We start from the raw sequence: 23,459 nt of genomic DNA on the forward strand, positions 1-23,459 counted from the left end.
CGCATGATCAATGGCCCGATGCCCCGCCGATAGAGTAAAGTTCGGTGGGCATAATCAGCAGTTCAAGCGCCAGTTTCCCGCAGACCACCAGTACCATAATGGCCAATAGAATGCGCAACTGCTCGGCCTTCATTTTGACGCCGATGCGTGTGCCGATCTGGGCACCGATAACGCCCCCAACCAACAAAAGAACGGCCAACACGATATCGACAGTAAAGTTGGTTGTCGCGTGCAGCAGGGTGGTGAACCCGGTGACAAAGATGATCTGAAACAGGGACGTGCCGACAACGACCTTTGTGGGCATGCCTAGCAAATAAATCATCGCCGGGACCATGATAAACCCACCGCCGACACCCATGATCGCGGCCAAAATACCAACGGCGACGCCGACCAAAAGCGGCGGGATGACCGAGATATACAAACCCGACACCCGGAACCGCATTTTGAAGGGCAGGCCGTGGATCCAGTTGTGCTTTTTGCGGGCGGGTGGTTTGCCGGATTTGGTTTTGCGGATGGCGTTCAGGCTTTCGACGAACATCAGCCCGCCGATCACACCCAGGAAGACAACATAGCACAGTTTGACCAGCAGATCGACCTGACCCTGCGCCTTGAGGTAGTTGAAGACCACAACCCCCAAGGCCGCGCCCGCCAACCCGCCGATCAACAAAACCGTGCCCATCCTGAGGTCAACGGTTTTGCGTTTCAGATGCGCCAGCACGCCCGAGAAAGACGAGGCCACGATTTGGTTTGCTTCGGTGGCCACGGCCACAGCGGGGGGGATGCCGATCATGAACAACAGTGGCGTCATCAAAAAGCCGCCGCCGACGCCAAACATGCCCGATAAAACGCCCACAATTCCGCCAAGGCCAAGGAGCAAAAAGGCGTTGACCGACACTTCGGCGATGGGAAGGTAGATTTGCATAAGGTTTGTTAGACCACAGGTGGCTGGAAAATCAATGGCTCTTGCTGCTGTGCAGCAATCAGGACTGACATAATGGGTGAACTGGCCTTATAGGGTTAACGCTCTTTGACATAGGGCGCGCCGCCTGCGCGTGGGGGGATGGCTTTGCCGACGAACCCGGCCAGGATGATAACGGTCATCACATAGGGCAACGCCCCAAGCAACGCGCCCTGAACCTTGACGCCCAAGACTGCTTCGATCACGTCAGGGCGGGTTTCCAGCGCGCCGAACAGACCGAAAAGCAAGGTCGCATAAAGCGCATACCACGGGCGCCATTTTGCAAAGATCAACGCCGCTAGCGCGATGAACCCGCGCCCCGCTGACATGTCTTTGACAAATCCGGCCTGCAGCGCGGTCGACAGATACGCCCCCGCGATCCCGCAGAGCACGCCGCAGATCATCACGGCCGCATACCGCAGGCCGATCACCGATACACCTGCGGTGTCTACGGCCGCCGGGTTTTCGCCCACCGCGCGCAGGCGCAGGCCAAAACGGGTGCGGTAGAGGATGCACCACGTCAGCGGGACCATGGCAAAGGCCAGATAGACCAAAACGGAATGCCCCGAGATGAGCTCCGCGTAGATCGGGCCCAAAAACGGCATGGGTTCTAGGGCGTCGGCAAAGGGCAGGGTGATCGGTTCAAACCGCGCGCCGCCCATAAGAGACGGGGTGCGGCCACCCTGGCTAAACCAATCTTGGGCGATCAAAACTGTCAGTCCCGCCGCCAGAAAGTTGATCGCAACGCCCGAAATCAGCTGGTTTCCGCGAAAGGTGATCGAGGCGAGCCCATGCAACAGGCTAAACGCCATAGAGGCCGCGATGCCCGCCAACAACCCGACCCAGACAGAGCCCGTGACCGCCGCAACGGCTGCCGAAAAGAACGCAGCCGCCAGCATTTTGCCTTCGAGGCCAATGTCAAAGATGCCTGCGCGTTCGGAAAACAACCCGGCAAGGCAGGCCAGCAACAAAGGCGTGGCCAAACGCACGGTGCTGTCGAGCAGTTGGATCAGCGTTAGGAAATCCATTATGCATCCCCCCGGCGCAGCATTGAAAACACACGTTCCAGCGGCATGCGCACCATATTATCCAACGCGCCGGTAAAGAGGATCACCAGTGCCTGAATGACCACAATTAATTCGCGTGGGATCGATGTCCACAAGGCAAGTTCGGCACCACCCTGATACAAAAAGCCAAACAAAATAGCCGCCAGAAATACGCCCAACGGGTGGCTGCGCCCCATCAACGCCACGGCGATGCCGATGAAACCAGCCCCTTCGACGGCGTTTAACACCAAACGTTCTGCCTCGCCCATCACGTTGTTGATCGCCATCAATCCGGCCAGCGCACCAGAAATCAGCATCGCGATCATGGTGATGGTCGTTGGCGAAATGCCACCGTATTTTGCTGCCGGTTCTGATTTTCCATAGCTGCGGATTTCATACCCCAACCACGTGCGCCATAGCAAAAACCACACAAGCACGCAGGCCAGCAAGGCAATCAAAAAGGTGACATTCGCAGGGGCCGATTTGGAAAATTCGATCCCGAAAAGGGCGAGAATATCGTGCAGTGTCGGCAGGTGAACCGTTTCAGGAAACCGCGCGGTGGCTGGGTCCATCTGGCCTGCCGGGCGCATCAGATTGACCAGTACATAATTCAAAACGGCCGCCCCGATGAAGTTAAACATAATCGTGGTGATCACGATATGGCTGCCGCGTTTTGCCTGCAAAAACGCAGGGATAGCCGCCCACGCAGCCCCAAAGAGCGCCGCTGCCCCCGCCGCACCCAGCAATGCCAAAGTCCAATGAGGCCAAGGGATCAACAGACAGGCCAGCGCGACGCCTAAGCCCCCCAACATCGCCTGACCTTCGCCGCCGATGTTGAACAACCCTGCATGAAACGCGACCGATACGGCCAACCCAGTAAACAGGAAATTCGTCGCATAATAAAGAGTGTAGCCCCAGCCGTACGTGCTGCCTAAGGCCCCGGTCACCATTAGGTTGACGGCCGCAACCGGGTCCTCCCCGATGGCCAGAATAACCAGCGCGGACAGTATTGCCGCCAATACCAGCGAAATCAGCGGCACGAGAACGACCTCGGCCCATTTTGGCATTACGTCCATCCGTTAGGTCCCCACACCGGCCATCAACAGCCCTAGTTCTTTTTCGTCGGTTTCGGCAGACAGCCGTTCGCCCATTATGTGCCCGTCAAACATCACGGCCACACGGTCTGACAGTGCGAGAATTTCTTCAAGTTCGACCGAGACCAACAATACCGCTTTGCCCTTGTCGCGCAGGGCCACGATTTGTTCGTGGATAAATTCGATTGCGCCAATATCGACCCCGCGTGTCGGCTGCCCCACCAACAGCAAATCCGGGTTGCGTTCGATTTCGCGCGCCAGCACGATTTTCTGTTGGTTCCCGCCCGAGAAATTCTTGGCGGCCAGCGATGGGTTGGGTGGGCGCACGTCAAACCGGCCCATCTTGGCCTCGGTATCGGCGCGAATGGCTGCGTTGTTCAGCAACATGCCCGATTGGTAATTGGGGTCGCGATGGTACCCAAAGGCGGTGTTTTCCCACGCCGAAAAATCCATGATCAGCCCTTCGCGCTGACGATCTTCGGGGACATGCGCAATGCCGCGCGCCCGGCGGGCCCGCCCATCCGATAGCTTTCCGGTCAGATCTAGAGGTTGACCGTTCACAAGCACCGCGCCCGTCGCTTCGGCGTACCCGCCCAGAACCTCCAACAGCTCCGATTGACCATTGCCCGCGACGCCCGCAATCCCCACGATTTCACCGGCGCGCACCGTCAGGTCAATACCCTTGAGCCGGGCCACGCCCTTGTCGTCAACCACCTGCAAGCCCTTGATGTCCAGAACAACATCACCCGGCGTGGCGGGCTTTTTGTCGACCCGCAACAGGACCTTGCGGCCCACCATCAGTTCGGCCAATTCCGCCGGAGAGGTATCAGATGTCTTGACCGTCGCGGTCATTTCGCCGCGCCGCATGACGCTGACCGTATCGGTGGCCTCCATGATCTCGCGCAGCTTGTGGGTGATCAGGATAATGGTTTTGCCTTCGGCGCGCAGCCGGTCGAGAATGCGAAACAACTGGTCGGCTTCGGCAGGGGTCAGCACGCCGGTGGGTTCATCCAAAATCAGGATATCTGCCTGACGGTACAGCGCTTTTAGGATTTCGACGCGCTGTTGCATCCCGACGCCCAGATCTTCGATGATAGCGTCAGGGTCCACGTTCAGGCCGTATTCTTTTTCGAGCTTTACCAATGTCTTGCGGGCCTTGGCCAGCGATGGACGTAGCAGCTTGCCATCTTCGGCGCCCAGAATGATATTTTCCAGGACCGTGAAATTTTCAACCAGCTTAAAGTGCTGAAACACCATGCCGATGCCCGCAGCAATCGCCGCTTGGCTGTCGGGGATGTCGGTTTTTTGCCCGGCGATGAAAATCTCGCCTTTGTCGGCTTTGTAAAAGCCATAGAGGATCGACATCAGGGTGGATTTACCCGCGCCGTTCTCGCCGATGATCCCGTGGATCGTGCCGGGCATGACCCGGATAGAGATGTCTTTATTGGCTTGAACGGGTCCAAAGGCCTTTGAAATGCCTTTGAGTTCAATCGCTGGTGCTTGTTCGCCCATGCGCCGCCCCCCTTTTTTGTGTGCAGAGGCCGCGCCCCACCCGGAACGCGGCCCATGCAGTTTGCTATCTTAGAAGTCCAGTGCGGGGCAGCTGTCTTCGGCGTAGTATGAGGCCACTTTCAGATCACCGTCGATGATCTTTTGACGGGCGTCTTCCACGGTGGTGCGCATCTCGTCGGTGATCAGCGGCGCGTTGTTTTCATCCAGCGCATAGCCCACGCCTTCTTCGGCCAGACCCATCACAAAGACACCTGTTTCCACGTCAACACCGGCGGTCAGCGCGTCATAGACGGCCACGTCCACACGTTTGAGCATAGATGTCAAAACCTTGCCCGGATGCAGGTGGTTTTGGTTGCTGTCCACGCCGATCGACAACACGCCTTCGTCGGCCGCTGTCTGCAAGACGCCAACGCCCGTGCCGCCCGCCGCGGCATAGACCACGTCTGCGCCTTGGCTGATTTGTGCTTTGGTCAGCTCGGACCCTTTGACGGGGTCATTCCATGCGGCAGGTGTTGTGCCGGTCATGTTGGCGATGACTGTTGCGTCAGGCTTGACCGCCTTGACGCCTTGGGCGTAGCCGCAGCCAAAGTGACGGATCAGGGGGATATCCATACCGCCGATAAACCCAACAGTATCGCTCTTCGAGGCCAAACCGGCCAACATGCCAACAAGGTATGATCCCTCATGTTCGGCAAATCCGATCTGGCGAATGTTGGGCGTGTCGAGCCACGTGACGTCAACCGCGACAAATTTCGTGTCCGGAAAATCAGGGGCCACGGTGCTCAGGGGGTCGGCCATGCCAAAGCCCATCGCGATGATAGGGTTCGCGCCGGAATCTGCAAAACGACGCAGAGCTTGTTCGCGCTGTGCCTCAGATTGCAGTTCGATTTCGCGGTAGGACCCACCGGTGTCTTCGGCCCAACGAGAGGCGCCATTGTGGGCGGCTTCGTTAAAGGATTTGTCGAACTTCCCACCCAGATCGAAAATCAGCGCAGGTTCGGCCATTGCGGCACCAGCCGACAGCGCCAAAGCGGCCGTCGCGCCGAGAAATTTTTGCATAGATGTCATACACGTGTCTCCCAGTTTTTCATTTTGGGGCGTGTTTCAGGCCCGATCTGGCCGCGCACCACCCAATATGCGCAAATTAGGACCCAGCGTGCAGGCCGGGTCAACCCGTTTTTCATGGGTTGACCGGGGATTCGGGGGGCTGACGCGGGGGCAGTGTCATTTGCATTAGCACTGCGTCCACCGATGCTACCCCGTCACGCCGATAATAGGCCCGCCGTCGGCCATTTTCTGCGAATCCATGCTTGCGGTACAGCGCCAGCGCGGCGGTGTTATCCGCGGCCACCTCAAGGAACGCGCGGGTGGCGGGGGTTGTGCGGACCCAATCGGTCATCAACCCGTCGGCGACCCCTGTGCGGTGTTGGTCTGGATGCACAGCAAGCGTGAGCAATTCGCTTTCGTCCAGCACGGTGCGGGTCATCGCAAACCCCTGTGTGCGGCACAGCACGGCAACATGGGGGCTGGTCAGCAAATCTGCGATCTCGCGTTCGGACCAAGGCCTGTCGAGGGTAAAGGCCGCCCCGTGCAGACAGGCGAGCTGGGCGGGGGTCATGGCAAAATGCGCGGGGGGGCGTCGCGGGCAGGCGCGGCATCCGCAGGGCGCATGTACAACGGCGCAGGCCGGGGCTGTGGGGTCTGATATCGTTGGGCCGTCAATCGGGCGATCCCTTCTGCGATAGGGTAGGCGGCCTTCTGACCGGTCGCGCCAATCAATGGGCCGTCGTGTGGCGGCACAGATGTGGCGGGCACCATCACCGGCGTGTCCGTGCTCGATACGTCGAACTGTTGCACATAAAGCTGATCCCGGCGCGCATCGATGGCAACGGCGCAGGGGCCGGTTTGGCCAAACCGCAACGCATCGAAACTGGACACACCGATCGCAGGCACAGCCAGACCAAGGGCAAGCCCCCGCGCGGCTGACACTGAAATGCGGATACCCGTGAAATTCCCCGGCCCGATCCCCACACCGACCGCCGCCAAATCGCCGAATGCCAGGCCCGCATCGGCCATCAGGTCGGCGCACAGCCCCATCAAACGTTCCGCCTGACCTTTTTGCATCGGCTCTTGGGCTTGGCACAGGATGGTGTCGCCCACCAAAACCGCTGCGGCGCAATGGGCCGATGCCGTGTCAAACGCCAAAATCGCGGGTGGGGTCGTCATAAGGAAGGCTCGTGTGGTTTGGCAGCCCGCCGTCCGCTGACAGATCCGCGGGGCAGGTGATCAAATAGCATCGGCAACGGGGGACGCGCGCGCGGCAAAGGCCACACGCTGCTTGGGTCAGGTTGCGACGGGGCGCACCTCTGTGACCTCGGGAATATAGTGGCGCAGCAGGTTTTCGATGCCCATTTTCAACGTGAGCGTTGAGGACGGGCACCCCGCACAGGCGCCCTGCATGTGCAGATACACAACACCGCGGTCAAACCCGTGAAAGGTGATATCGCCGCCATCTTGGGCCACGGCCGGGCGCACGCGGCTGTCCAGCAGTTCTTTGATCTGATCGACGATGGGGCCATCTTCGCCGTCGTGGTCTGCATGGCCGGATGCGGGGGCGTGATCGCCCGCCATCACCGGCTGACCCGATTGGAAATGTTCCATGATCGCGCCCAGCAACGCGGGCTTTACGTGGTCCCATTCGACCGCATCCGCCTTGGTTACGGTCACAAAATCGGTGCCGAAAAACACGCCCGTCACACCGTCAACCGCAAAGATCCGCGTGGCCAGCGGAGATTTATCTGCGGTATCCGCGGTTGGAAAATCAGCGGTGCCCATTTCCAGCACGGTCTGGCCGGGCAAGAATTTTAGCGTCGCGGGGTTTGGGGTCGATTCTGTTTGGATGAACATGGATGTACTCCTTGGGTTAACCCAGATATGCGGATCGCCCCCGGTGAAGTCAAGGTTTGGAACGATTCTAATCTAGGGGCTGCCCTGCTAAGTGATCGCCTCTAGTTTTTCTTTGCTCAGGTCGCCGGGCACGATTGTGATCGGGATGGGCAGGTTACCTGCGTTTTTGGTCAGTTGGGTCACCAGCGGGCCGGGCCCCTTCTTATCCGTGCCGGCACCCAATACCAAAACGCCGATTTCGGGGTCATCATGGATTTGCGCCATGATTTCATCGACGGGCGGGCCTTCGCGGATGACCAGTTTGGGGTCGATGTTTTGGCGGTCGCGCATCCATTTGGCAAAGACCTCGAAATGGACCTCAATGCGTTCGCGGGCCTCTTCGCGCATCATCGCGCTGACGCCGATCCAGTGGTTGAATTCATCAGGCGGGATCACGGAAAGGATCTCGACGCCGCCTCCGGTATGTGCTGCGCGCATCGCCGCAAAGCGCATGGCGTTCAAGCATTCGCGGCTGTCATCCAGTACAACGAGAAACTTACGCATGGTATCATGCCCCCCTTTTGGGTAGATCATGACGGGTGATCACGGATGGTGCAATCGCAAACTCCCGTCAAAGGGGAGCAGGGCGATTGCCGGGGCGCGATGCCGCAGCCGGTCGGGAGGTTCGATTTATGATGCACCAATTGATATACGCGTCGCGTCCTTTTGGGTACGACCTGAACGGGCTGACCAACATCTTGGCGACATCGCGCATACGCAATGCCCAAGACGATATCACCGGCGCATTGATTTGCCGCCCTGATGTGTTTTTGCAGCTGCTCGAAGGCCCCAAAGACAAGGTCGTGGCGACATTTGCGCGTATCTGCAACGATGACCGACATGTTGAGGTCCGCCAGTTGGTGGCGGGGTCGGTCGCTGACCGGTTGTTCCCCGATTGGGCGATGAAACACGACCCTGCTGCGTCTTGGATGTGGTCGCCCCAGGATCTAAACGGGGGTGTCCTACAGACGGCGTCACCGCGCGAAATCCGGGGTATTTTTGTCAGATCGACGATGGAATAACGCGTATGTGGCCGCGCTATTTTTGGGGTGGGTCGCTTCGGTAGACGCCTTCGGGGAGGTTCAAGGCCGCCGTCAGGTCGCGCCACTGTTCCGGCGACAGGCTGACGGTCACAACGCTGTCGGTGCGGGGGTCATATTGATTTAGCAAAATCACGCTTTCGGTCGCGTGAACGGTCACGTCTTCCTGAAGCGGGGCGCGCCCCTCGTCGACCAATGTGACCACTGTCGTGTCAAATTCGTGCTCAATCGTAAACATAAGGGCACTTTACGGGGTAGGCTCCGCGATGCAATAGGACAAAGCTGCGTGATCAGGCTGGCTGCGCGCACAGGAGATGCTAAGCTAACCCCAGCCTGACCAACAAGGACCATACCCTATGCGATGGAAACCCGCTGCGATCATCGTTGCCGCCTGTGCGTTGGCGGGGTGTGATGCCACGTCTTTGACGAACCCCGTGTCAGGGGGCGCGCCGCAGGGGGCCGTGCCGCAAGCGAGGGCTGCCAATTTCGCGCAGGTTGTGCAGATCTTGGAACCCGTGGCCGAACGTGAATGCCGGGCGCGCACGTCGCAGGTGGATTGCGATTTCAAGATCCGGGTCGACAGCCGCCCCAATCAACCGGCCAACGCCTTTCAAACGTTGGATGACAACGGGCGCCCGCTGATCGTCTTTACGCAGGCGTTGATTGATGACGCGCGCAACGCAGACGAGCTGGCCTTTGTGTTGGGGCACGAAGCCGCCCACCATATCCAAGGGCACATCCCACGTCAGCAGCAAAATGCGGTCGCCGGTGCGGTTATCGCGGGCAGTCTGACGGTTTTGTTGGGCGGTTCCGCCGAAGCCGTGGAGGCCGCGCAACGGTCAGGCGCGCAATTTGGCGCGCGGTCATATTCCAAAAACTTTGAGCTGGAAGCCGATGCTTTGGGCACGGTCATTACCAGCCGGGCGGGGTTTGACCCTGTGCGCGGGGCGGAATTTTTCACCCGTATCCCTGATCCGGGGGATCGGTTTTTGGGCACGCACCCGCCCAACGCGCAGCGCATTAATATTGTGCGCCGGACGGCATCACAGCTTTAGCGCGCCCGTCGTTTGAGGTGGCGTTTGAGGTGGCGTTTGTAGAAAAACGGCGCAATCACAGTGTCATACCCCCAATTTGCGAGCTGATATACCCCCGGCACACGCACCACGCGCGCCAGCCACCGATAGCGCGGCAGGGTTTGCCACAGCACGATAAACGCGGGGATGCCGCCGTAGATTACGTCGCCTTGCCGCACATGCAAGCGTCTGGCGGCTTGGTCCTGCGTGACGCCCCAGCTTTGCAGCGCGTCGAGGTCATTGAGATCGTTCAGGCGCAGGGGCGTGACGTCGGTCTCGCTGAGCCGGGCGTAGTGGTGGATCTCGCGGCGACATACGGTGCAATCGCCGTTATATAAGACTTCGGTTTTTTTCATGACCTAATTATAGACGCAGATTTGCCGTGGCCCAATGGCGTAATGTCGCAGGCCTGCGCGGGGCGCGTTGTTTTAGCGCGCGGCCCCCGCAAGGCGGCGTTCACGGATGATCACCAGCACGATGGAGACAACCGCCGCCGATGAGGTCGCGAACATCAGATACAACAACGGGCGTGCGCCCGAAACGGGCGTTAACAATGCCCCCGCCAGCATGCTAAGTGCCGCGCCGCCCCCGATCATAATCGCGCCGCCAAGGCCTGACGCAGATCCGGCCAATCGCGGGCGCACCGACAGCATGCCCGCGGTTGCATTTGGAATGACCAGCCCGTTGCCGAGGCCGACCAAAGTCATGAACCCAAAAAAGCTGATTGCTGTGCCGTAACCTGCGACGAAAATGAGCAAAGATGTCAGGACGCCGACCGCATTGATCAGGCTGCCAATCAGGACCAACGTGTTGATGCCCATCCGTTGGGCCATCACCCCGGTGAACCAGTTGCCGAAGAAATAGCCGACCGCCGGTGCACCAAAATAGACGCCGACCCAGAAGGTGGACAGGCCAAACACGACTTCGCCAACAAAGGTGCCGCCGCCCAGATACGCAAAAAACGCGCCCGAACAAAACGCCGCCGCCAGTGAGTACCCCCAAAAGCGCGGTGAGGTTAGCAATTCAGGGTATTCGCCGAACTGCTGCCTGAGGGTCTTGCCGCTTTTGGTGGCGGTTTCGCCTTGGTCCGCCCAGGCCAGCCACAGTGTGAACGCGCCCATGCCAAACAGCGCCCAAAGGCTGGCACGCCAGCCAAAGAGTTCGTCGAGAATGCCGCCGAACATGGGGCTGATCATCGGGACAATGGCCATGCCCATGGTGACGTAGCCGATCATGGACGCGGCCTCGGCTTGGTCAAACATGTCGCGCACGGCCGCGCGGCTGAGCACCATGGCCACTGCCACCGTCGCCTGACACATGCGAAATGCCAAAAACACGGTGGCGTTTGGCGCGTATAGGCAGCCCAAAGTTGCGACCAAAAAACAAGCGATGCCCCATAGGATCACAGGTCTGCGGCCGACTTTGTCGGATATCGGGCCGATCATGACCTGAAAAACCGCGCTGGTGCCGAGGTATAGCCCGACCGACAATGACATGACGCTGTAGTCGACCTGATAGTGGTCTGACATATTTTGTAAACTTGGCAGGAACATATTCATAACGGTCGCTGACATCCCAGCGAGCAGGATAAGCGTTATGATATGTGGAGGCGTGGAGCGGTCCAAAAAGCGGACGACTGGTCTGTTTTGCATAGACAATACGCTACTGGGCTGCGGCGTTGTTGTCCATGCATAGCTGCTATGCGTTTGGTGATTATTTGCAGATTTGCGATTTGCAAATAGTGACCTGAATACTGTTTGCAAATTTGCGAGAAAGCGCTTCGATCCCCCTGTAATTTGTCTATAATAACCGAAACACTCCAGTGAGGTCGCTATGAAAGACATTCTGCATCAACTCGAAGAACGCCGCGAGACGGCGCGTCTTGGCGGTGGTCAGCGCCGGATTGATGCGCAGCATGGGCGTGGCAAGCTCACCGCGCGCGAACGTGTGGATCTGGTGCTGGATGAGGGCAGCTTCGAGGAATTCGATATGTTCGTTGCTCATCGATGTACCGATTTCGGCATGGAGGCAGAAAAGCCAGCGGGCGATGGGGTCGTGACAGGGTGGGGCACCATCAACGGGCGCCTCGTCTATGTGTTTAGCCAAGATTTCACGGTGCTTGGGGGGTCGGTCTCCGAGACGCATTCCAAGAAGATTTGCAAAATCATGGATATGGCGATGCAAAATGGCGCGCCGATCATTGGGATCAACGATTCAGGCGGCGCGCGTATCCAGGAAGGTGTCGATTCACTCGCGGGATACGGTGAGATTTTCCAACGCAACATCATGGCCTCGGGTGTAGTGCCTCAGATCAGCGTGATCATGGGGCCCTGCGCGGGCGGCGCGGTTTATTCGCCTGCGATGACCGATTTCATCTTTATGGTGAAAGACAGCTCTTACATGTTTGTGACGGGCCCGGACGTTGTGAAAACGGTGACAAACGAACAGGTCACAGCCGAAGATCTTGGGGGTGCTGACACCCACACCAAGAAATCATCAGTTGCCGATGCGGCTTTCGAAAACGATGTTGAGGCCCTCGCCGAGGTGCGGCGGCTGGTGGATTTTCTGCCGTCTCACAATCGTGAAAAACCACCTGTGCGCCCATTCTTTGACGACCCAAACAGGGTCGAGACGTCGCTCGATACGTTGGTGCCCGAAAACCCAAATACGCCCTATGATATGAAAGAGCTCATCCTCAAGCTGGGGGATGAGGGCGACTTTTACGAAATCCAAGCCGAGTTTGCAAAGAACATCATCACGGGTTTCATGCGTCTTGAAGGGCGCACGGTTGGGGTGGTCGCCAACCAACCCATGGTTTTGGCCGGGTGCCTGGACATTGACAGCGCCCGCAAAGCGGCGCGGTTTGTGCGGTTTTGTGATGCGTTCGATATTCCGCTGCTGACGCTGATCGACGTGCCAGGATTTTTGCCCGGCACCAGCCAAGAATACGGCGGGGTGATCAAACATGGGGCCAAACTGCTTTATGCATACGGGGAGGCAACGGTGCCCATGGTGACAGTGATCACGCGCAAGGCCTATGGCGGTGCCTATGTGGTGATGTCGTCCAAACATCTGCGGTCGGATTTTAATTATGCGTGGCCCACCGCCGAGATCGCGGTGATGGGGGCCAAGGGCGCGACAGAGATTATTCACCGGGGCGATTTGGCCAGTCCTGAAAAGATTGCAAAGCATACTGCAGATTACGAAGATCGATTTGCAAACCCTTTTGTCGCCGCCGAACGGGGGTTCGTGGACGAGGTGATTATGCCACGTAACACGCGCAAACGGATCGCGCGGGCCTTTGCATCGTTGCGCAACAAGAAAGCAACGATGCCATGGAAAAAACACGATAATATTCCGCTTTGAAGGCCGTCCAGATGCCACTATTTCATAATATCGCTGCGGCGCCCGCGCATGTTGCCCCGTTTTCCCATGCTGTGGAATCGGGGGGGTGGGTCATGCTGACGGGGCAAATGCCAACGGTGCCGGGCGCACCGGATGCGCCGCTGGCCGAAGGGATCGAAGCGCAAACCCGGCAGGTTATGCAAAATTTGCAAACCGTATTGGCGGGGGTTGAACTGGGGTTGGATGACGTGATGCAGTGCCGCTGCTACCTGACCGAATTTGAACGCGACTACGCGCTGTTCAATACTACGTACAAGAGCTTTTTCCCGGCTGACCGGCTGCCTGCGCGCACCACTATCGGTGTGACAGCTTTGGCGGTTGGGGCCTTGGTTGAAATTGACTGCCTTGCGCGGCGCGGCGATCCCACATGAGCCTGCTGCCGGTTGTCGCGTTTGCCACCCTGACGGCCCTCCCGGTGCAGGGTGCTCCAATGCAGGCGGTCCCATCGGGCCAACCTATCGAATTGATCGAGGTCTTGTTGGATGAGGTCGGGGCTGAGCAATGGGTCAGGTTCCGGTTTTTGACGCCACAGATCGGGCGCAGTACAGGCACCATCAGCTTTGCACAAGCTGAGTTGGATTTTGAATATCTGTGCCGCCATATCGCGTTGCCTTACCTGACAGACTATAATTTGACCCCGGATATCGTCGCGGTGACATTGTTGGATCGTCCCGTTGCCTTTGGGGTGTCCGACCAAAGCGCCACGCAGTTTGTTGACCTTTTCCGCGTGACCTCGGGCGCTTGCGTGTGGGAGGGGGCGTGATGGCGGCTAAAAACCCCTTGTTTTGCGAGGGGATTCGGCGGAATTTCGCGATTTTTCAGCTTCAAAAGAGGAGGTCGGCTATGCGTGCATTTCTTTTGCTGCGGTCCTTGCCTAAGATGCCACAGGGGGGCCGGATTGGCGCACCCATCAACATGACGGCACGGTCCGGGACATCCCCCGTGCGCGTCAGACATTGTGACAGGAGAGACAGGTGTCAAAGAACATCAAACTATTGGCGGCAGTGGGTTTTGTTGCCCTCGTGGCCGCTTGCGCAGCCGAGCAAGAAGAATTCGTTGTGGTCGACCCAGAGCCGATCTCGAGCGAGCCGGTCCAGACTGGCAAATACAAATAACCCAATGGTAGGGCGCGCGGATTGGCGCGCCCTGTCTGTGGCATTCTCGATCAAGGGGGGGATGTCATGATCAAACATCGCGGATTTCCGGGGCGCCTGTCGGGCACTGATTTTCATTTTACACTGCGCAGGTTCAACCCACGCGGCGTCACCCCTCTTACCGAACGCGCGCGTTTCAAAGACCGCCGACCCGCCGACCGCCGTGCAGATGCCGCGTTTTTCGAGGCGTTGTGGCAGCATTTTGGGGCCGAGCCCTTTGTGCGGGGCAATCTGGATGCGGGGCGTTTGTCGTGGTTTTTTGGCCGCGAAGTGATCCCGGCAACAGACCCCTTTGATGTGGCCGACTATGATGCACTGCTGGTCATCGACGAGCGCGCGGCACGTCAGGCGTTTCCCGAGATTTTCGGCGAATGACCGGCGTGATGTTGCCGATAGCAACGCCAAAGCGGCGGGTGATGGCTCATAATGCACGTTTGGGTATGAAAGTACTGGATAATTCAACCAGTACGGGTATTGTAGCAGTTGCAGGTGCAAGCGTATATCCCCGCTCGGTACCTGTGTACACTATTCGTACCCCTTCCCCTGGCGGACAATCTCGCGCGGTCGCGTGGAGATTGTTCGCCTTTTTCTATGGTGGCGCAGAATTTCGGGAACAAACCCGGGCGACAGGCGTTTGTCCTGTGTCGTCAGAAAACCCAAAAGGACATGACCAATGCCAATCAAAAATCTCGTTCTCATGCTTGTTGCCTGTGCAGGCCTCGCGGCGTGCGGTGATACTTTGGGCGAACAAGCCGCCGGTGGCGCCGCGATCGGGGCAGGTACGGCCGTCATTACGGGCAATGGCGCGCTTAAGGGTGCAGCTATCGGTGCGGCGGGCAATGTGGCCTACTGCCAACTCAACCCCGGCCGGTGTAACTGACCAGGCCACACACCCTTTCACGATCACATCAAACGCCGCGCGTGCCCGTCATGCGCGGCGTTTTGCGTGCCTTGCACATTCCACTTCTTGCACCGCCAAAAGGACAGACAATGTTCACTAAGATCCTGATCGCCAATCGTGGCGAAATCGCCTGCCGCGTTATCAAGACCGCCCGCAAGATGGGTATTCAGACCGTCGCGATCTATTCGGATGCGGACAAGCAGGCGCTGCATGTGCAAATGGCGGATGAAGCAGTGCACATTGGCCCTGCGCCCGCCAACCAATCCTATATCGTGATCGATAACGTGATGCAGGCCGTTGCTGCGTCGGGCGCACAGGCGGTGCATCCGGGGTATGGGTTTTTGTCAGAAAACGCCAAATTTGCCGAAGCTTTGGCCGGTGCGGGGGTCGCATTTGTCGGCCCGCCCAAGGGTGCCATTGAAAAGATGGGCGACAAGATCACCTCAAAGAAAATCGCGCAAGAGGCCGGTGTCAGCACCGTGCCCGGCTATATGGGCGTGATTGAGGACGCCGATGAAGCGGTGAAAATATCCAATGAGATCGGCTATCCGGTGATGCTCAAGGCGTCGGCGGGCGGCGGCGGCAAGGGCATGCGCATCGCCTGGTCAGATGACGAGGCGCGCGAGGGGTTTCAGTCGTCGAAGAACGAGGCGGCCAATTCCTTTGGTGACGACCGTATTTTCATCGAGAAATTTGTCACGCAACCCCGTCATATCGAAATTCAGGTGCTGTGTGACACCCATGGCAACGGGATTTATCTGGGCGAACGCGAATGTTCGATCCAGCGGCGCAACCAAAAGGTTGTCGAAGAAGCACCCAGCCCGTTTTTGGACGAAGCTACCCGCAAGGCAATGGGCGAACAGGCCGTCGCACTGGCGTTGGCGGTTGGGTACGCCAGTGCCGGCACGGTGGAATTTATCGTGGACGGCGACAAGAATTTCTATTTCCTTGAAATGAACACCCGACTGCAGGTGGAACATCCGGTGACCGAACTGATCACCGGGGTTGATCTGGTCGAACAGATGATCCGCGTGGCGGGCGGCGAGGCCCTGACGATCACCCAAGATGACGTGACACTGACGGGCTGGGCCATCGAAAACCGCCTATACGCCGAAGACCCGTACCGCGGGTTTTTGCCATCCATCGGGCGGTTAACGCGCTACCGCCCGCCCGCCGAAGTGGCCGCAGGCCCGATGCTGGACAATGGCAAATGGCAGGGCGAAGCCGCACCGGGGGCGGCGGCTGTGCGCAATGACACCGGTGTCTATGAAGGCGGCGAGATCAGCATGTATTACGACCCGATGATCGCCAAATTATGCACCTGGGCGCCGACCCGTGATGCCGCGATAGAGGCGATGCGCGTGGCGCTAGACAGTTTTGAGGTCGAAGGGATTGGGCACAACCTGCCATTTCTGTCGGCGGTGATGGACCACCCCAAATTCATGTCGGGCGACATGACAACGGCGTTTATCGCCGAAGAATACCCCGACGGGTTTGACGGGGTCGTGCTGCCACAGGGCGAATTGCACCGCATCGCTGCGGCCTGTTCGGCGATGCACCGGGTTGCCGAAATCCGGCGCGCGCGGGTGTCGGGCCGGATGGACAACCACGAACGCAAAGTGGGCGCGCTGTGGAACGTACGCCTGCAAGGGCTGTCGTTGGATGTCGAGATTGACGCAGATCAGGACGGCTCGACCGTGCGGTTCGAAGACGGGACATCCCTGCGCGTCAACGGTGCGTGGACGCCGGGCGACCAACTGGCCGAGATGACAGTGGCCGATGCGCCCTTGGTGCTGAAGGTCGGCAAGATCAGCGGTGGGTTCCGCATTCGCACCCGTGGCGCCGATATCAAGGTGCATGTGCGCACCCCGCGTCAGGCCGAATTGGCACGCAAAATGCCCGAAAAATTGCCCCCCGATACGTCCAAGATGTTGCTGTGCCCGATGCCGGGTTTGGTGGTCAAACTTGATGTGGCCGTGGGCGACGAGGTTCAGGACGGTCAGGCATTGTGCACCATTGAGGCCATGAAAATGGAAAACATCTTGCGCGCCGAACGCAAGGGCGTGGTGTCAAAGGTCAATGCGGCCGCGGGCGACAGTCTGGCCGTCGATGACGTGATCATGGAGTTCGAATAGCCCCGATGCGCCTGACAGACCGTGATATAGTGACAGGTCACTGCCCGATGGCGCGGTCTTTTTGTTCGCGGATTTCGCGCTGGCGCATGGGCATTTTGTCGATGCTACGGCTGATTTCGCGCACGTCCCACGGGAAGGGTTTGCGCAGTTTCACGCCGCCATCCTTGCCTATTATGACCAACATAAACCCGCGCGGACGCAGCTTTTTGCGCAAATCGGACGCCGCAGCCGGATCAGTATCAGTGATCACGACCACGTCGCGGTCGGTCAATTCGGCGGGGCGTTGGGTCAGCAGACGCATCTGTTCGGTAAACGCGGGGTTGTCGGCACTGTCCGAAAACACCACAACGGGGCGGTTTTTCCACTTAAATTGGTTCAAATCCGCGTTTTCCATCGTGATAAACAGCTCTGCCTCGGCCGCGGTATCAACCGTCTGGGCCATGGCGACATCGGTGAAAAAGCAAGCTATAACAAAGGGTAGTATCAGTTTCATCGCGGCTCCTGTTGGGGGTAATATAAGCCGCTCTTGCAGATATGCGATGGGTAATCGGTGGTTATTTATCATTAAATCCCCGGCAACGGATTGTGTGTAATGGAGATCTTATCCCCAACAGTTCGGCCGATCGGGGCGGCCGCTTGGTATCGGATCCCTTAGGCCATGGACGTCATTCTGCATATTGGTGCGCATCGCACGGGCACAAAGACCTTTCAGGACTACCTGCGCAGGCATGCGGCGCAGCTGGCGGGCGAACAAGTCGAATATTGGGGGCCAGGGCGCACCCGTCGCGGGTTGTTTTCTGCGGCCCAAGATGCGGGTGCCGAACGGGTGCAGCTGCAATTGGCTGCTGCCCGTGCGCGCGGTGTCAAAACGTTGCTGATCAGTGATGAAAACATGATGGGATCGTTGCGCGATACGTTGCGCGACGGGTGTCTTTATGCATCGGCTGGGGCCTCTTTGGCGCATGTCGCGCGGGCGTTTGATGGCCAGTTGACTGCGGTGGTGCTGAGCCCGCGCAGCTTGGACTATTATTGGGGGTCTGCACTGGCGCATGGTATTGCGTGCGGGGCTGGGATGCCGGGCCGGGATCGTTTGAATGCGATTGTTCGGTCTGCGCGCAGTTGGCGTGATGTAATTGCCGATGTGGCGCAGGCCATCCCGGATGTGGATCTGCGTGTGACCCCGTTTGAACGATTTGCCGGGCGCCCCGAGGCGTTGCTGGCGGCGGCCACAGGCATCACCGCGCCGTGTGACCGCGACCGCGGGTGGCTGAACCCGGCGCCAACCTTGCCGGAATTGCGCCGCGTATTGCCCGCGCGTGGCGCGCCGGGCAGCGCGTTGCCCTTTGGCATGGACCGTTGGAACCCATTCACGCCCGAAGAAACCGCAGCCTTGCGCGAGGCCTATGCGGACGACACGATGTGGCTGGTCGCTGGCGCGGATGGGCTGGCCACCCTGACAGAGGATAACGCCCGAACAAGAGCAGGACAAACACTGCCAGTCGGTGCGCGGACAAAAGGACATGGCGATGAGCACGAAAAAAGACAGATGGCGCGACCTGGCTAACGCAGAACTGCGCGGCCGTCCTTTGGACGATCTGACGTGGAATACGCTGGAAGGTATTGCGGTCAAAGCGTTGTATACGCAGGATGATATTGCCGATCTTGACCACCTTGGCACGATCCCCGGCGAGGCCCCTTATACCCGTGGCGTGAAGGCAACGATGTACGCAGGCCGCCCGTGGACGATCCGCCAATATGCGGGGTTTTCCACCGCCGAAGAAAGCAACGCCTTTTACCGCCGTGCGTTGGACGCAGGCCAGCAGGGGGTGTCTGTGGCCTTTGATTTGGCCACGCACCGGGGCTACGACAGTGACCACCCGCGCGTCGAAGGGGACGTGGGCAAGGCGGGCGTGGCCATCGATAGCGTGGAGGATATGAAAATCCTATTTGATGGTATCCCGCTGGATAAGGTGTCGGTGTCGATGACGATGAACGGCGCGGTGATCCCGATTTTGGCGAACTTCATCGTCGCAGGCGAGGAACAAGGGCACGATAAATCGCAGCTGTCGGGCACGATTCAGAACGATATCCTCAAGGAATTCATGGTCCGCAACACCTATGTCTACCCGCCGCAGCCGTCGATGCGGATCATTGCGGATATCATTGAATATACGTCTGATCACATGCCCAAATTCAATTCGATCTCGATCTCGGGCTATCATATGCAAGAGGCGGGCGCGACGCTGGTGCAGGAACTAGCGTTTACCCTCGCGGATGGGCGCGAATACGTGCGCGCGGCGATTGAACGTGGCATGGATGTGGATAAATTCGCCGGTCGGTTGAGCTTTTTCTTTGCCATTGGCATGAATTTCTTCATGGAGGCCGCCAAACTGCGGGCCGCGCGGCTGCTGTGGTCTCGGATTATGGCGGAATTTGAGCCTAAAAACCCCAAATCATCGATGTTGCGCACCCATTGCCAGACCTCGGGCGTCAGCTTGCAAGAACAAGACCCCTATAACAACGTCGTTCGCACCGCCTATGAAGCCATGAGCGCCGTATTGGGTGGCACGCAATCGCTGCACACCAACGCGTTGGATGAGGCTATTGCATTGCCCACCGAAAATTCCAGCCGCATCGCGCGCAATACGCAGCTGATTTTGCAGGAAGAAACCGGCGTGACTAATGTCGTGGATCCATTGGCCGGGTCGTATTACGTCGAAAAACTAACCGCAGATCTGGCCGATGCAGCTTGGGCGTTGATCGAAGAGGTCGAAGAGATGGGCGGCATGACCAAGGCGGTCGCATCCGGCATGCCCAAATTGCGGATCGAAGAGGCCGCAGCACAACGTCAGGCGGGGATTGACCGGGGCACTGAGGTGATCGTCGGCGTCAACAAATACCGGCGTGACAGCGAAGACTCGATTGATATCCTTGATATTGACAACGCTGCCGTGCGCGACAGCCAGATCGCGAGATTGGCGCGCATTCGGGCCAGCCGTGATGAGGCGGCCTGCGTGGCGGCGTTGGATGAGCTGAGCCGCCGGGCGCAAGAGGGCGGGAACCTTCTGGATGCGGCGGTCACGGCCGCCCGCGCGCGCGCCACGGTAGGAGAGATCAGTATGGCCATGGAGAAAACATTTGGCCGTCACCGGGCAGAGGTCAAGACATTGGCGGGCGTTTATGGTGCGGCCTACGAAGGCGACGCGGGCTTTGCCGCGATCCAGAAATCGGTCGAAGAATTCGCCACCGCCGAGGGCCGCCGTCCCCGGATGTTGGTCGTCAAGATGGGCCAAGACGGGCACGACCGCGGGGCCAAGGTGATCGCCACGGCCTTTGCCGATATCGGGTTTGACGTTGACGTTGGTCCGCTGTTTCAAACCCCCGCTGAGGCTGCCCAAGATGCGGTGGACAACGACGTGCATGTGATCGGTATCAGCAGTCAGGCGGCGGGGCACAAAACACTTGCGCCACAGCTTGTTGCCGCGCTTAAGGACAAAGACGCCGATGATATTTTGGTGATCTGTGGCGGCGTGATCCCACAGCAGGACTATCAGTTTTTGTATGATGCGGGCGTCAAAGCGATCTTTGGACCGGGCACCAATATTCCGAAGGCCGCGCAGGACATTCTGACCTTGATCCGTAACGCCAGAAGCTGACACAATATCCATGCGTGTTGAATGGAGGGCGCGGGAATGTTGCTAGATCATGTTGCGATTGCTGGCGAAACTCTGCCAGAGGCTGTGGCCTGTGTTGAAGACGCTTTGGGTGTGTCGCTTCAGGCGGGCGGGCAACACGATGTGTTCCATACCCATAATGCGCTGCTTGGGCTAGAGGACGGTGTATATCTTGAGGCGATCGCGATCAATCCTGATGCCCCAGACCCACAACGCCCCCGGTGGTTTGACCTTGACCGATTTGCGGGGCCTGCACGGCTGACCAACTGGATCTGCCAAACCGATGATATCACCGCCTCGCTGGCCGATCTGCCCGCGAGCATGGGCGCCCCTGTCGCGTTGCAGCGGGGGGATTTGCGGTGGCGCATGGCGGTACCAGACAGCGGGATATTGCCCTTTGACGGCTGCGCGCCTGCGTTGATCCAGTGGGATACGCCCATTCATCCGGCCAATTTACTGGCCAGATCAGGCGTCAGGCTGCGGCGAATAACCGTGCGGCACCCGCAATGCGAGGCGTTGTGGCACATGTTGGCGTCGCATTTGACCGATGACAGGGTGGCCTTTGAAACCGGCCGGGTGGGGATGTCGACGGTGTTTGACACGCCTCATGGGCCGCGCGAATTGACCGGCTGATCGCGCACGCCACCGATCCGGTGCGGGCAACCACATCAGCCCACGCGATCAGGTGCGGCGTCCTTGAAATGACCGCGCAGAATGACGCAGATCAGGGGCTTGATCTTGTTGTTGTGCAGAAAATCCTGTAGCGCGGCGCTTCGTCACCTGACTTCCTGCGTCCCACAGGGTAAGCTTTTGCCATGTCGATTTGGTCCCGAATATCTGATGCCCTGTCTGCGCTTGCCGCAGGAGAGAGCTTATCGGCGGTCTTTGACCGCCTGCGCAGCCCCCCCGAACAATCCGTGGGCTTTACCATTGCGGTGCTCGCGTTAGGGGCGAAAATGGCCAAGGCAGACGGCCACGTCACCCGCGATGAAGTCACCGCCTTTAAAGAAGTGTTCCATATTACCGCGCAGGACGAACAGGGTGCCGCAAAGGTGTTCAACTTGGCCCGGCAGGATGTCGCCGGATACGAGGAATACGCCCGCCGTATTTATGGCATGTTTTCGACCCAACCCGATACATTGCGCGACCTGCTCGAAGGGCTGTTTCATATCGCGATGGCCGACGGGTTTTACCACCCCAACGAAGACGCATTCCTTGAACGCGTGACCGCGATTTTTGGGTTGCCCCACCGCGAATTTGATCTGCTGCGCATGCGGTTTGTACCAGACGCAGGGGGGGATCCTTATAGTATTTTGGGCGTGACGCCGGGCACCCCGATAGAAGACATTCGCCGTGCGTGGCGACGTTTGGTGCGCGAAAACCACCCCGATGCAATGATCGCGCGGGGCGTGCCCGAAGAGGCGCTGCAACTGGCGCAAAGACGTATGGCCGATATCAACCGCGCGTGGGATCAAATTCAAAGTGCGGCGGCTTGATGCGGCTTGCGACGTATAACGTCGAATGGTTCACCACCCTGTTTGATGATCAAAACCGTCTGCAAATGGATGATGCGTGGTCGCAGCGCTACAATGTGACCCGCGCCCAGCAGGGGGCGGCGTTGGGCTGTGTGTTTCAACGTCTGGATGCGGATGCGGTGTTGGTCGTCGAAGCCCCCGACACCAATAAAAAGCGCGATACCGTCGCCGCGCTAGAAGGGTTTGCTGCGCATTTTGGCCTTCGGGCACGTGCGGCCGTGATGGGGTTTGTGAACGAGACGCAGCAGGAGATTGCGCTGCTTTATGACCCGGACGCGCTGACGGCGCGCCATGCGCCCCGCGACGGCACAAAAACCGTGCCCCGGTTTGATGGGGTGTTTGACGTTGACCTTGATGTCGATGCCACACGCGACCACGTGCGGTTTTCTAAACCCCCGCTGGAGCTTGACGTAGAAACCGTTGCAGGCACCGCGTTTCATATTATCGGGGCGCATCTGAAATCCAAGGCCCCGCATGGCGCGCGTACGGCCGCAGATGTGGCAAAGCTGGCGGTTGCCAACAGGCGCAAACAATTGGCGCAGGCGGTGTGGGTGCGTGCGCGCATTGATCAGCTTTTGGCAGAAAAGCGCGGGGTCATGGTGATGGGCGATCTCAATGATGGCCCGGGGCTGGATGAATTCGAAGGGCGGTTTGGGCGCTCGTCGGTTGAGGTTGTGATGGACGGTGCGGCGGGTGCGCTGTTTGATCCGCACGCCCGCCGCGCGTTGACCGCACGTTTGGGGGCCGCGCCCACGTCAGCGCGGTTTTGGATGAAAGACGACAAACGGTACCTGCAGGCGTTGTTGGACTACATCATGGTGACGCCAGATTTGCAGGCGCGCGCGGCGGTTTGGCGTATTTGGCATCCTTTGGATGACCCAGAGTGTTGGTCTGACGCCCAATTGCGCGCCGCGTTGGTGACCGCGTCTGACCATTTCCCGGTGTCGATTGATCTCGATATCTGATCTCGAAGAATCGGGCGCAAA

27 protein-coding genes are annotated in these 23,459 nt (G+C 58.9%); 14 read left to right on the forward strand and 13 right to left on the reverse strand.

The window, feature by feature from the left end; translation table 11 throughout:
- Positions 1–7 precede the first annotated feature (7 nt).
- The 9 genes from ABJH13_RS13535 to ABJH13_RS13575 form a co-directional block, all read right to left on the reverse strand.
- Positions 8–922: a sulfite exporter TauE/SafE family protein gene (locus ABJH13_RS13535; protein ID WP_348406745.1), complete on the reverse strand. Its 915-nt coding sequence runs from the start codon at positions 920–922 to the stop codon at positions 8–10.
- Positions 923–1,017: 95 nt separating this feature from the next.
- Positions 1,018–1,986 (reverse strand): ABC transporter permease, encoded by a 969-nt coding sequence (locus ABJH13_RS13540; RefSeq protein WP_348406746.1) that lies wholly within the window; start codon positions 1,984–1,986, stop codon positions 1,018–1,020.
- The gene (locus ABJH13_RS13545; RefSeq protein WP_348406747.1) at positions 1,986–3,080 is read right to left on the reverse strand and encodes an ABC transporter permease; all 1,095 of its coding nucleotides are present in this window, start codon (positions 3,078–3,080) and stop codon (positions 1,986–1,988) included. Before ABJH13_RS13545 ends, ABJH13_RS13540 begins: the two co-directional genes overlap by 1 nt.
- A gap of 3 nt (positions 3,081–3,083) precedes the next feature.
- On the reverse strand, positions 3,084–4,610 hold the full coding sequence (locus tag ABJH13_RS13550) for an ABC transporter ATP-binding protein (RefSeq protein ID WP_348406748.1): 1,527 nt from the start codon (positions 4,608–4,610) through the stop codon (positions 3,084–3,086).
- Positions 4,611–4,679: 69 nt separating this feature from the next.
- The gene (locus tag ABJH13_RS13555) at positions 4,680–5,678 is read right to left on the reverse strand and encodes a BMP family ABC transporter substrate-binding protein (protein WP_348406749.1); all 999 of its coding nucleotides are present in this window, start codon (positions 5,676–5,678) and stop codon (positions 4,680–4,682) included.
- A gap of 112 nt (positions 5,679–5,790) precedes the next feature.
- Positions 5,791–6,228 (reverse strand): GNAT family N-acetyltransferase, encoded by a 438-nt coding sequence (locus tag ABJH13_RS13560; RefSeq protein WP_348406750.1) that lies wholly within the window; start codon positions 6,226–6,228, stop codon positions 5,791–5,793.
- A complete protein-coding gene (gene tsaB, locus ABJH13_RS13565) occupies positions 6,225–6,836 on the reverse strand; it encodes a tRNA (adenosine(37)-N6)-threonylcarbamoyltransferase complex dimerization subunit type 1 TsaB (RefSeq protein ID WP_348406751.1) in 612 nt (203 codons plus the stop codon). Before tsaB ends, ABJH13_RS13560 begins: the two co-directional genes overlap by 4 nt.
- Positions 6,837–6,953: 117 nt before the next feature.
- The gene (locus ABJH13_RS13570) at positions 6,954–7,517 is read right to left on the reverse strand and encodes a NifU family protein (protein ID WP_348406752.1); all 564 of its coding nucleotides are present in this window, start codon (positions 7,515–7,517) and stop codon (positions 6,954–6,956) included.
- Positions 7,518–7,604: 87 nt separating this feature from the next.
- Positions 7,605–8,060, reverse strand: coding sequence for a universal stress protein (locus ABJH13_RS13575; protein ID WP_348406753.1), 456 nt, complete (start codon positions 8,058–8,060; stop codon positions 7,605–7,607).
- Positions 8,061–8,188: 128 nt separating this feature from the next.
- On the opposite strand from ABJH13_RS13575, the gene ABJH13_RS13580 reads away from it, so the two are divergent.
- Positions 8,189–8,578 (forward strand): BLUF domain-containing protein, encoded by a 390-nt coding sequence (locus tag ABJH13_RS13580; RefSeq protein WP_348406754.1) that lies wholly within the window; start codon positions 8,189–8,191, stop codon positions 8,576–8,578.
- Between the two features lie 16 nt (positions 8,579–8,594).
- On the opposite strand, the gene ABJH13_RS13585 is transcribed toward ABJH13_RS13580, so the two are convergent.
- A complete protein-coding gene (locus ABJH13_RS13585) occupies positions 8,595–8,834 on the reverse strand; it encodes a hypothetical protein (RefSeq protein ID WP_348406755.1) in 240 nt (79 codons plus the stop codon).
- Positions 8,835–8,952: 118 nt separating this feature from the next.
- On the opposite strand from ABJH13_RS13585, the gene ABJH13_RS13590 reads away from it, so the two are divergent.
- Positions 8,953–9,651: a M48 family metallopeptidase gene (locus ABJH13_RS13590; protein WP_348406756.1), complete on the forward strand. Its 699-nt coding sequence runs from the start codon at positions 8,953–8,955 to the stop codon at positions 9,649–9,651.
- Here ABJH13_RS13590 and ABJH13_RS13595 read toward each other — a convergent pair.
- Positions 9,648–10,025, reverse strand: a complete 378-nt coding sequence (locus tag ABJH13_RS13595) for a DUF393 domain-containing protein (protein WP_348406757.1) — start codon at positions 10,023–10,025, stop codon at positions 9,648–9,650. The two genes, ABJH13_RS13590 and ABJH13_RS13595, sit on opposite strands and share 4 nt — an antisense overlap.
- Positions 10,026–10,097: 72 nt before the next feature.
- Complete coding sequence (locus ABJH13_RS13600; RefSeq protein WP_348406758.1) at positions 10,098–11,321, reverse strand: multidrug effflux MFS transporter; 1,224 nt, start codon at positions 11,319–11,321, stop codon at positions 10,098–10,100.
- 181 nt (positions 11,322–11,502) lie between these two features.
- On the opposite strand from ABJH13_RS13600, the gene ABJH13_RS13605 reads away from it, so the two are divergent.
- From ABJH13_RS13605 to ABJH13_RS13635, 7 genes are all read left to right on the forward strand, one after another.
- Entirely contained in the window at positions 11,503–13,035 is a 1,533-nt protein-coding gene (locus ABJH13_RS13605; protein ID WP_348406759.1) for an acyl-CoA carboxylase subunit beta, read from the forward strand.
- Between the two features lie 11 nt (positions 13,036–13,046).
- A complete protein-coding gene (locus ABJH13_RS13610; RefSeq protein ID WP_348406760.1) occupies positions 13,047–13,445 on the forward strand; it encodes a RidA family protein in 399 nt (132 codons plus the stop codon).
- A complete protein-coding gene (locus ABJH13_RS13615) occupies positions 13,442–13,837 on the forward strand; it encodes a DUF6497 family protein (protein ID WP_348406761.1) in 396 nt (131 codons plus the stop codon). Before ABJH13_RS13610 ends, ABJH13_RS13615 begins: the two co-directional genes overlap by 4 nt.
- A 211-nt stretch (positions 13,838–14,048) precedes the next feature.
- Entirely contained in the window at positions 14,049–14,189 is a 141-nt protein-coding gene (locus ABJH13_RS13620; protein ID WP_348406762.1) for a hypothetical protein, read from the forward strand.
- Between the two features lie 66 nt (positions 14,190–14,255).
- Positions 14,256–14,603: a hypothetical protein gene (locus ABJH13_RS13625; protein ID WP_348406763.1), complete on the forward strand. Its 348-nt coding sequence runs from the start codon at positions 14,256–14,258 to the stop codon at positions 14,601–14,603.
- Positions 14,604–14,901: 298 nt separating this feature from the next.
- On the forward strand, positions 14,902–15,108 hold the full coding sequence (locus ABJH13_RS13630; RefSeq protein ID WP_348406764.1) for a hypothetical protein: 207 nt from the start codon (positions 14,902–14,904) through the stop codon (positions 15,106–15,108).
- A gap of 110 nt (positions 15,109–15,218) precedes the next feature.
- Entirely contained in the window at positions 15,219–17,264 is a 2,046-nt protein-coding gene (locus ABJH13_RS13635) for an acetyl/propionyl/methylcrotonyl-CoA carboxylase subunit alpha (protein WP_348406765.1), read from the forward strand.
- A gap of 37 nt (positions 17,265–17,301) precedes the next feature.
- On the opposite strand, the gene ABJH13_RS13640 is transcribed toward ABJH13_RS13635, so the two are convergent.
- The gene (locus ABJH13_RS13640; RefSeq protein ID WP_348406766.1) at positions 17,302–17,757 is read right to left on the reverse strand and encodes a DUF4174 domain-containing protein; all 456 of its coding nucleotides are present in this window, start codon (positions 17,755–17,757) and stop codon (positions 17,302–17,304) included.
- 165 nt (positions 17,758–17,922) lie between these two features.
- On the opposite strand from ABJH13_RS13640, the gene ABJH13_RS13645 reads away from it, so the two are divergent.
- The 5 genes from ABJH13_RS13645 (at position 17,923) to ABJH13_RS13665 (ending at position 23,438) form a co-directional block, all read left to right on the forward strand.
- Complete coding sequence (locus ABJH13_RS13645) at positions 17,923–18,828, forward strand: hypothetical protein (RefSeq protein ID WP_348406767.1); 906 nt, start codon at positions 17,923–17,925, stop codon at positions 18,826–18,828.
- Positions 18,791–20,920 (forward strand): methylmalonyl-CoA mutase, encoded by a 2,130-nt coding sequence (gene scpA / locus ABJH13_RS13650; RefSeq protein WP_348406768.1) that lies wholly within the window; start codon positions 18,791–18,793, stop codon positions 20,918–20,920. The genes ABJH13_RS13645 and scpA overlap by 38 nt, the downstream gene beginning before the upstream one ends.
- 36 nt (positions 20,921–20,956) lie before the next feature.
- The gene (locus tag ABJH13_RS13655) at positions 20,957–21,571 is read left to right on the forward strand and encodes a VOC family protein (protein WP_348406769.1); all 615 of its coding nucleotides are present in this window, start codon (positions 20,957–20,959) and stop codon (positions 21,569–21,571) included.
- Positions 21,572–21,753: 182 nt separating this feature from the next.
- On the forward strand, positions 21,754–22,434 hold the full coding sequence (locus tag ABJH13_RS13660; RefSeq protein ID WP_348406770.1) for a molecular chaperone DjiA: 681 nt from the start codon (positions 21,754–21,756) through the stop codon (positions 22,432–22,434).
- The gene (locus ABJH13_RS13665) at positions 22,434–23,438 is read left to right on the forward strand and encodes an endonuclease/exonuclease/phosphatase family protein (RefSeq protein ID WP_348406771.1); all 1,005 of its coding nucleotides are present in this window, start codon (positions 22,434–22,436) and stop codon (positions 23,436–23,438) included. Before ABJH13_RS13660 ends, ABJH13_RS13665 begins: the two co-directional genes overlap by 1 nt.
- Positions 23,439–23,459: the final 21 nt, after the last annotated feature.

The organism is Roseobacter sp. (genome assembly GCF_039970775.1).
GTDB lineage: Bacteria > Pseudomonadota > Alphaproteobacteria > Rhodobacterales > Rhodobacteraceae > Roseobacter.